10 protein-coding genes are annotated in these 8,634 nt (G+C 37.4%); 2 read left to right on the plus strand and 8 right to left on the minus strand.

The window, feature by feature from the left end:
- The first annotated feature begins 11 nt into the window (after nucleotides 1–11).
- Entirely contained in the window at nucleotides 12–2,447 is a 2,436-nt protein-coding gene (locus F984_RS04695; RefSeq protein WP_004707473.1) for a CSLREA domain-containing protein, read from the plus strand.
- Nucleotides 2,448–2,527: 80 nt separating this feature from the next.
- Here the strand turns inward: F984_RS04695 and F984_RS04700 are convergent, their stop codons facing one another.
- The 5 genes from F984_RS04700 to F984_RS04720 form a co-directional block, all read right to left on the minus strand.
- Nucleotides 2,528–2,917 carry a DUF3106 domain-containing protein gene (locus F984_RS04700; protein WP_002052406.1) on the minus strand — a complete coding sequence of 130 codons (390 nt, stop codon included), beginning with the start codon at nucleotides 2,915–2,917 and terminating at the stop codon, nucleotides 2,528–2,530.
- Nucleotides 2,907–3,227: a hypothetical protein gene (locus F984_RS04705; RefSeq protein WP_002052599.1), complete on the minus strand. Its 321-nt coding sequence runs from the start codon at nucleotides 3,225–3,227 to the stop codon at nucleotides 2,907–2,909. The genes F984_RS04700 and F984_RS04705 overlap by 11 nt, the downstream gene beginning before the upstream one ends.
- Nucleotides 3,217–3,831, minus strand: coding sequence for an RNA polymerase sigma factor (locus F984_RS04710; RefSeq protein ID WP_004707480.1), 615 nt, complete (start codon nucleotides 3,829–3,831; stop codon nucleotides 3,217–3,219). Before F984_RS04710 ends, F984_RS04705 begins: the two co-directional genes overlap by 11 nt.
- A 159-nt stretch (nucleotides 3,832–3,990) precedes the next feature.
- Entirely contained in the window at nucleotides 3,991–4,767 is a 777-nt protein-coding gene (locus tag F984_RS04715; RefSeq protein ID WP_004707481.1) for a TrmH family RNA methyltransferase, read from the minus strand.
- Between the two features lie 57 nt (nucleotides 4,768–4,824).
- Nucleotides 4,825–5,796, minus strand: a complete 972-nt coding sequence (locus F984_RS04720; RefSeq protein ID WP_004707484.1) for a class 1 fructose-bisphosphatase — start codon at nucleotides 5,794–5,796, stop codon at nucleotides 4,825–4,827.
- Between the two features lie 182 nt (nucleotides 5,797–5,978).
- Here F984_RS04720 and F984_RS04725 point away from each other — a divergent pair, with 182 nt between their 5' ends.
- Nucleotides 5,979–6,167 (plus strand): NF038105 family protein, encoded by a 189-nt coding sequence (locus tag F984_RS04725; protein WP_004707487.1) that lies wholly within the window; start codon nucleotides 5,979–5,981, stop codon nucleotides 6,165–6,167.
- A 54-nt stretch (nucleotides 6,168–6,221) separates the two neighbouring features.
- Here F984_RS04725 and pal read toward each other — a convergent pair whose 3' ends face one another.
- The 3 genes from pal to F984_RS22980 all read right to left on the minus strand — a co-directional run.
- On the minus strand, nucleotides 6,222–6,785 hold the full coding sequence (gene pal / locus F984_RS04730; protein WP_002052670.1) for a peptidoglycan-associated lipoprotein Pal: 564 nt from the start codon (nucleotides 6,783–6,785) through the stop codon (nucleotides 6,222–6,224).
- A gap of 27 nt (nucleotides 6,786–6,812) precedes the next feature.
- Nucleotides 6,813–8,093 (minus strand): Tol-Pal system beta propeller repeat protein TolB, encoded by a 1,281-nt coding sequence (gene tolB, locus F984_RS04735; protein ID WP_002052600.1) that lies wholly within the window; start codon nucleotides 8,091–8,093, stop codon nucleotides 6,813–6,815.
- Nucleotides 8,094–8,183: 90 nt separating this feature from the next.
- Nucleotides 8,184–8,634, minus strand: a 451-nt coding sequence (locus F984_RS22980; RefSeq protein ID WP_004707489.1) for a TonB C-terminal domain-containing protein, incomplete at its 5' end; no start/stop codon positions are given.

Raw genomic sequence — 8,634 nt, forward strand, 5'->3', positions numbered from 1 at the left:
GGATGAGGACTATGAAAAATTATAAAAAAGCACTAGGTGTGATTGCTGTTATTGCAGCAATGCCTTTAATGGCTCAAACCACAATAAAAGTTACAACATTTGATGATGAAGATAATGAGAACATGAATGCATGTTCTTTACGTGAAGCTATTACAGCAGCAGAAATGCGAAAATCTTATGGAGGATGTGAAGTTCCCGCAATCGATAAGAATTATACAATTCAACTCGAAGCTGGTATTTATACTTTAAATAAAGAGTTAACTCCTAAAGTTGCTTTAAATATCATTGGTAAAGAGGCAACAGATTGGGAGCGAAAAGGGGTCTTAACTAATGACTATCCAGCTCAAAAAACGCTTCAAACCCATATAAATGCTGGTGGAAAATCACGTATCTTTAATACAGCTGTTTACCAACAACCTTTAGCGTTGACTAATATCATTTTAGAAAATGGCAAAAGTACTGAACAAGGTGGTGCAATTTATGCTGGTGCGGATATAACTCTAAAAAATAGCCAGATTCTAAATTCGCAAGCTCCTAAAGGTGGAGCAATTTATCTGGGAGGAAGTAATGCTAGTTTGACGATGAATCATTCCTTGATCCAAGGCAATGGTAAGACTTCTATTGAAGGTAGTATTCTTGCAATGAGTTGTATGTTTAATAACACATACAGCTCACGTACTTTATCGCTTGACTCAAATAGCTTTATAGACAATGGGGCAACAGATTCTATAAGTACTTTTGACTTTTGTGGTAGCCCTACAGCGACTTTTACGAATAATACAATTGCGAAAAATATAGCCAGCCTGACTAATGGTAGTATTCTTAAATTTACTGGAGATGCTGATCCCTCACAGAATCAAACTAGTAATTTAAGCTCATCTAGTAGTTTAGCATTGCAAAACAATACAATAGTTGAGAACTCTGCAAATACAACTTTTCTATATGATAAATTAGGGAAAAAAGACTTAAATTTTAATGTATTAGCATTTAATAAAGGTTCTTATGCATGTAAATATTTATTAGGAGCGGCGTCAGCTGAAAAAGATACTGGATTAAATTTGAAATTTAATGCATTAAACTTAACAGGTGATAGTCCAAAATGTGATGTACCTACAGAATTAATTCCTACAGGAAATACAAATATTGATATAAAAAATGAAGTCTTTAGTGCTTTATTAGAGCCTTTAAAAGAAGCTAATGAGAATAATGGTTTTTTACCAATTTATTACCCTAAAAATAATTTCTCAGCAACAGATTTGATCGATGTAGATACGGAAAATAAGGGTACATGTCAAAATCAAGACCAACGTGGATTATCCAGATTAGTAAGTAATACGTATTATTATCAAACGCTAGGCAACATTAAAAATAGTTGTGATATTGGTTCAATTGAATTAATGAAGCTTACAGCAGGTGACTTAGAAGGTTTAGGCAATATCTCATTTACGACTTTACTAGATACTTTTCAGAAAAGTTACGATTTGTATGATGGTTTGCTAAAAGATTCAACTACACCATCAAATTTTATTGTTTATTATAAAGTTCGTTTAGCTGAATTTAAGGATTTACTTGATAAATTTAAGAATGATACTGCTCATGTAAATACAAAATATCGAGCTATCTATATAGATTTAAAAAACTATGGTTTTCCACTGCCAAGTGAAGACACGAATCATGTATTGAATTTTTTTAATACGACTGATTATAGTGTTAAAGCAGAACCACTAGGTGTTGGGCAGAAAGTAGAAGATTTAACATCTGATACTGAGACTAAGAAAAATCAGCGGTGTGAGTGGAATCCGACAGTACAGCAAATTCTCTTTTATCGTGTTGATGATGATGTTACTTCAAATACAACATATGAATTTTGTAAATATACAATTACTACTAAAACTGGGGAGGAACTGAGTAGCGGGTTGATTAAAGCGAAATTTGCCAATATTGCCCCTGTTTCAGGAGATGGTACGATAAGCTTTAAATACTTAGCTAATGAAATTATTCCACTAAATTTACTTAAATATGCAAATGATGATGGTGATGGACCCGTTAATACACTTAGTACTAAACCTAATAAATCTCCATTTTGGGTAAATGATCAAGGTGCTGAGCTACCAATTTACTTACCGAGTAAAACATCAAAAGATGGAATTTTTACGGTAGTCAAAGCTGATCGGGAAGGTCCATGTCCAGGCAAAGATAGTAAAAATACGTGTTATGGTGGTAACATCTATATTCAAGCAAAAAATGTATTTAATACTTTCAATGATACATTGACTTATTATGTTTATGATGCAGATGGAACTATTTCAGCTAAAGCAGGAACGATTAATTTAGTAAGTACAGCAACTACAACAGATGATTCTCGAAGTGGAGGTGGAGGAAGTATTGGAATTTTCTCTCTTGCTTCCTTACTAAGTTTAATTGCTTATAGACGTTACCGTAAATAAGCATAAATAAAAAAGCCTCCATAGGAGGCTTTTTTATTACTTGTTATATTTTTGAATAGCACATTATTAAAAAACAGTTTTTAGTGCTCTAAATATTTGTTGATATATTCTTCACGTATAGCGGTTCTTTCATCAGCACTTGCTTTGAGCATGCGTTGACGTAAATCATTACGTTCTTGTGTACTCATTTTTTGCCAAGCTTCACGCATTTTCTGTTTTTCTGCATCTGGAAGTTGGTTGAACCAATCCATACGTTGTTGCAGATTAGCGCTTTGGTTTGCTGGTAATTCTTTCAAGCTTTGATAGCGTTTAATTACTGCTCGTTGTTCTTCTTCAGACAAAGCATTCCAAGTATCATCTACTTGAGTATTGGCATCTTTAGAAAAAATCCAGAAACGTTCAAAACCCGCAAAACTGGTTTGCAGGAAACTTAATGAACAAAGGATAAGTGCTAACTTTTTAGCTACCATGTTGAACTTTATCCTCACCCAACACCATCAGCATTTCTAAATCTTCCACCATTTGTGGTGATAATTTAGGATTTACAACCACTTGATTTTGTGGCTTATCCATCATATCTACCGAATTAGGCAAAATAACAAAACCAGTAATTGCTGCTGCAAGTGCAAAACCAGTCATTTTCCAGACACTATAAAAAGAGGCTGGTTTTTGTTGGATATGGTCAAGCACATGATTCATCACCACTGTTTTATTTTTATGGTGATGGGCCAAACTATCGAGTTTAGACGTCACCTTTTTAGTGAAATCATCATGATTCATTGGAACCTCCCATGGGATTTAAATGCGCTAAGTACTCTCTAAGTCCCTGAATTGCTCGATGATAATGGGTTTTTACACTACCTTCAGTACAGTTCATGATTTGCGCTGTGGTGTGGGTATCGAAACCTTCCCAAGCACGTAACATGAAAGCTTGTTGTTGGCGAACAGGTAGTTTTGCAATCGCTTCCTGAATTTCTTCTATGGTCACTGCTTGATCTAGAAAATCTGCTGGATTGATTGCTTTTTCATCGACAATATCAATGATTTCTTCATCATCATTGTCTAGACTAACTTTTTTGAAGAATGAAAATGGATTTGCTCGACGAGCTTCTTTGCGGCGCCAATCCTGAAGTTTATTGTTTAGAATGGTATAAAACAGCGGATACCATTCTTCAGTACTTCGATCAGAATAAGACTTGTGTAAAGCAATAAATGCTTCTTGAACCAAGTCCATGGCAATGCCCTGTTGACCTTGGGTAGCACTTTCCATCATCACTAAAGCACGTCCAGTAACATCTTGCATAAAAACCTTTAGGCGTTGTTCAGCCGTGCTGGCATGAACACTAGATGCTTCCGATCGAGACTTTTTCGGTGCTAAATCCATGGAGATGGAAAATCCTGTCATTGGACGTACCCACCTTATCTTCAATATATCTCTTATATAACGTTGAAAAGAGGTGGGAGGTTGACAACAATCGGCTATTTTTTAGTAGTGTAAATGATTTTTTTCACAAATATGAGCGATGTAAAATAAATTAACGTTTTATTGGCGTTGGCGAACCATTTCAAAAAAACAAATTGATCCTGCAATTGCTACATTTAACGACTCTTGACCACCTGGTTGCGGTATTGTTACTGATTGTGCATGCTCTAAAGCGTAATCACTTGCGCCTTGTCCTTCGTTGCCTAAAATCCAAACACATGGTTTTGAAAGATCTTTTGAATAAAGACTGGTCGAGCGATGAGAGCTTGTAACGAAAACAGGAATATCGAATTTAGGAAGAATATCGGTCAATTGAAAGTTTTCAAAGCAAGACAGGCTAAAATGTGCGCCCATACCTGCTCTTAAAACACGTGGAGACCAAAGTGAGGCAGAGCCTTGTGTACAAATAATTTGTTTAATATTCGCTGCTGCTGCAGACCGTAATAATGTGCCTACGTTACCTGGGTCTTGTACATTTTCGAGAATTAGAGTGTCTACGTTATAGTCAATCGTTGAGGTAGTTTTAGGCAAATCAATAATAGCTAAGCAAGGAAGCGTATTACCTAAGGTACTTAAGTCTTTATATAAAACTTCACTGATAATAAAGACATGACCCTGATGGAGCTCAATTATTTTCTTTAAATCGCTGTGTTCCAATGCTTGTTCAGTTGTAAACAAAGAAAAGAGTTTTTTCTGTTGTTGTAACCAAGCTAGGCAAAGGTGAGTACCTTCAAGAACCGTTTGTTGATGCTTTTTTCGGGCGCTATTGAGTTCAATTAAACCACGCAAATGTTTAATTTTTGCATTGTCTTTTGATTCTAAAAAAATAACCGCCATAAGGATATATCCAAAAGGGCGTCATCATACTATATGACGCCCTCTATAATTTAATTATTAATGATAGCTTGTTACGCGTTCAACTTCGTTTTTAGAACCGATAATTACCGGAACACGTTGGTGAAGCTCTGTTGGTTCAATGTCTAAAATACGAACACGGCCTGTAGTTGATGAACCACCTGCTTGTTCAATGAGCATACTCATTGGGTTAGCTTCATACATTAGACGTAAACGACCAGCTTTTTTCGGATCTTTTAAGTCATATGGATAAAGGAAGATACCACCACGGCATAAAATACGGTGAATATCACCCACCATACATGCTACCCAACGCATATTGAAATCTTTTTCACGTACAGATGTTTTACCTGCAAGTAACTCTTCAATATATTGTTTTACTGGTTGTTCCCAATGACGCTGGTTAGATGCGTTAATTGCAAACTCTTGAGTATCTGCTGATACTTGAACATTCTCTGTAGTAAGTAAGAATGTTTGTGTTTCTGGATCTAAAGTAAAGAAAGCTACACCATTTCCAACTGTTAAAGCCATCATTGTTGATGGGCCATATAACACATAACCAGCAGCGACTTGTTGAGTACCTGCTTGCATGAAATCTTGCGCTTGTGTAACTGCATTTTTTGCAGGAAGAATTGAGAAGATTGTTCCTACGCACATGTTGATATCAATATTACTTGAACCATCTAATGGGTCGAATAGTACCAAGTATTTGCCGTTTTCTTGCGCAGGTGTAAAATCATCAAGTTCTTCAGATGCAAGACCACCTACGTGAGGATGAACTTTTAAAGCATCAATTAAATAGTCATTAGAAATCACATCAAGTTTTTTCTGTGTTTCACCTTGAACATTTTCATTACCTGCACTACCTAAAATTCCAGCCAATGCACCTTTTTGTAAGGCTTGGTCAATGGTTTTACAAGTCGTCGCAATCGTGTCGATAACTTGGGCCAACTCAGGTGTAAGGTTCCCTTTTTCTTGTTGTAAAAATTGGGACAATGTGAGGTTGGACATAAAAAAACGCTCCTGTGCGCAAGCATCAAAATGAGTCAAATAAATACGTGGCATATTCTAGATGAGAATGCCGGAAAATAAAAATTATCTTACTTTATTTGTGTTGCATTTATGCTTACAAGCCCCATTTTACGTGGTATGTTGTTTGCATAGCAAAGGAATGTATATTTAGGAGAATCGAAATGACAACTAAGAAGTTTGATGCGACCCCAACGGCAGGTGAACCAATCAATTTAGAAGAAATTTCGAAAGAAAGTGTTCAGGAGGCTTGGAAAGATTATGAAGCAAAACCTGAATATAAAGCTTTTAATAAGCACGATTTGATTGAGTCAATGCAACATTCAGAAGAAGAGGACAATAAATCTTCTTAAATTAAGAATGCAAAAATAAACGCCCATATTTGGGCGTTTATTTTTTTAGATGTTTTATTTTAATAGGGGAGGAACCGCTTCATAGTTAATTTCAACACGGCGGTTTTCTTTCCATGCTGATTCGTCATGTCCTGGATTAACTGGCGCTTCTTTACCATAACTTACCGCTTCAAGTTGCTGTGGATTTACACCACTTGTAATAAGGTAACTTTGAACGGCTTTTGCACGACGCTCACCTAAAGCCATGTTGTATTCACGCGTACCGCGCTCATCTGTATGACCAGTTAATGCAACTTTTGAGTTTGCATTGGCCATGAGGAATTGAGCATGGGCTTGAAGAGTTTGATAGTCTTCAGCAGATAAATCACTACTGTCGTAATCGAAGTGAACAACACGTTTAGCTAAAGCAGCTTTATTTGCCTCAGTTACACCTTTTGATGAAGCACCTGCCAAATTTTGGGCATTTAATGCAGCATCTTCACTTAAACCTGTTGTGTTTACGGTGCTTGGGTTTGTAGTACCAGCATTTGCAGTTGTTGCTGGTTTACGGCTCGCACAACCAGTCATGACAAGCGCTACACTAAGTAGAGGAAAAGCCAAATATTTGATTGATTTCATCATCATCTCCATCAATGGAAGAAAAAGTTATTTAGGTGCCCAGGCTGGTTCACGTACTTCACCTTGCTCACTCGGTAAATTCATACGGAAACGACCATCAGTGGACATGATAGACAGTAAACCACGGTTTCCTTCACGAGTTGCGTAAACCACCATTTGCCCATTTGGTGAGAAACTTGGTGATTCATCTAAACTGGTTGGGGTAAGAATATTGACAATGCCTGTATTAATATCTTGGATAGCAACTTTATAGTTACTGCCACTTGGTCGATGCACCAGTGCAATTTTTTTACCATCTGCACTTAAAGTGCCACGAGCATTAAACGACCCTTTAAATGTTAAACGTTTTACTGAGCCATCTCCAAAATCATAGCGATAAATTTGAGGAGAGCCTCCACGGTCAGATGTGAAAATAAAAGCTTTTCCATCTGGTGTATAACGTGCTTCTGTATCAATGCCTGAGTCATTTGTCATACGTTTGACTTGGCGAGTTGATAAATCCATTTGATAAATTTCAGGGTTACCATTCATCGATGCTGTAAATAGCATTGATTTACCATCTGGGGAAAAGCTTGGTGCACCATTTAAGCCTTTAAAGCTAGTCAGTACTTCACGTGTTCCTGTAGAGAGATCTTGTAAGTAAATTGCTGGGCGTTTAGTTTCAAAAGAAACATAAGCAATTTTTTTAGCGTCCGGAGTCCATGCCGGAGACAAAATCGGGTCGCGTGAAGAGAGAACAGTTTTTGGTTGTTCACCATCTGTATCAGCAATTTGTAAGGTGTAACGTTCCGCTGGGGTTGCGGGATTACGTAGTACATAGGCAATACGACCACTAAAATCACCTGCAATACCAGTCAATGCTTGATAAATAGCGTCACTTACCATATGTCCTGCTTGACGCACACGTGAAGCAGGAACATTTAGCAATTCATTCAGAAGATATTGCTGTTTTTGTACATCATAAAGCTGGTAATGAACTTCAAACCCATCAGCCGTTTGCTTAATTTGTCCAGTAACAACATATGGAATACCAGCAGCTTGCCAATCAGATGCTTGAATCTGGTTAATTGCAGCATTTGCAGGTAAATTTTTTGATGAACTTGTAAAGCGGCCTGAACGGTTTAAGTCAGTCTCAACAATAGGGTAGAGACCATTGTCATTATTAAATGGAACAATAGCGATTTTTGGCGCCTGATCAGGTGCTTTTGCAATTTCTAAATGTAATTGAGCAAAGGCAGCTGTCGGTGCAAGAGGACTTAATGCTGTAAGCAACGTTAAGGCTAGAAGGTGTTTGCGGGTCGTTTTCATAGGTTTAAAGTCATTGAAGGCATTTTTGTGACTGTGGATTTTGTAACATAGTTACATGCCTTAAACTATTTAAAGCATGTAACAATATACTTATTTTGCAGTAAATGTTGAACTGAATGACCGTGCTTCACGTCGAGCATCAGGATCGGATGGCATTGGGTAAGGTGCAGCAGAACGAATTGCAGCTTCAACACTCGCTTTAACATCTGGGTTGCTAGAGCTAACAACAACTGATAATACAGCTCCACTATCGCTGAGAGTAACACGCGCAGTTGCTTTCTGACCCGATGTTCCTGCTGGGATATCCCAAGCATTTCGAATTTTCTGTTCAAAATCACGTTTCGCTGAAGATGCAATTTTTTTGGCTTCACCCTTTTTCTGTGCAGCTTCTTCCTGTGCTTTTTTGGCAGATGCAGCTTTTTCTTCTGCCTCAGCCTCAGCTTTACGCTTAGCCTCTTCAGCCGCTTTTTGCTGTTTCGCTTTAGCATCAGCTTCAGCTTTACGCTTAGCATCTTCAGCCGCTTTCTGCTTTTTAGCCTTC

The organism is Acinetobacter nosocomialis NIPH 2119 (assembly GCF_000368085.1).
Lineage (GTDB): Bacteria > Pseudomonadota > Gammaproteobacteria > Pseudomonadales > Moraxellaceae > Acinetobacter > Acinetobacter nosocomialis.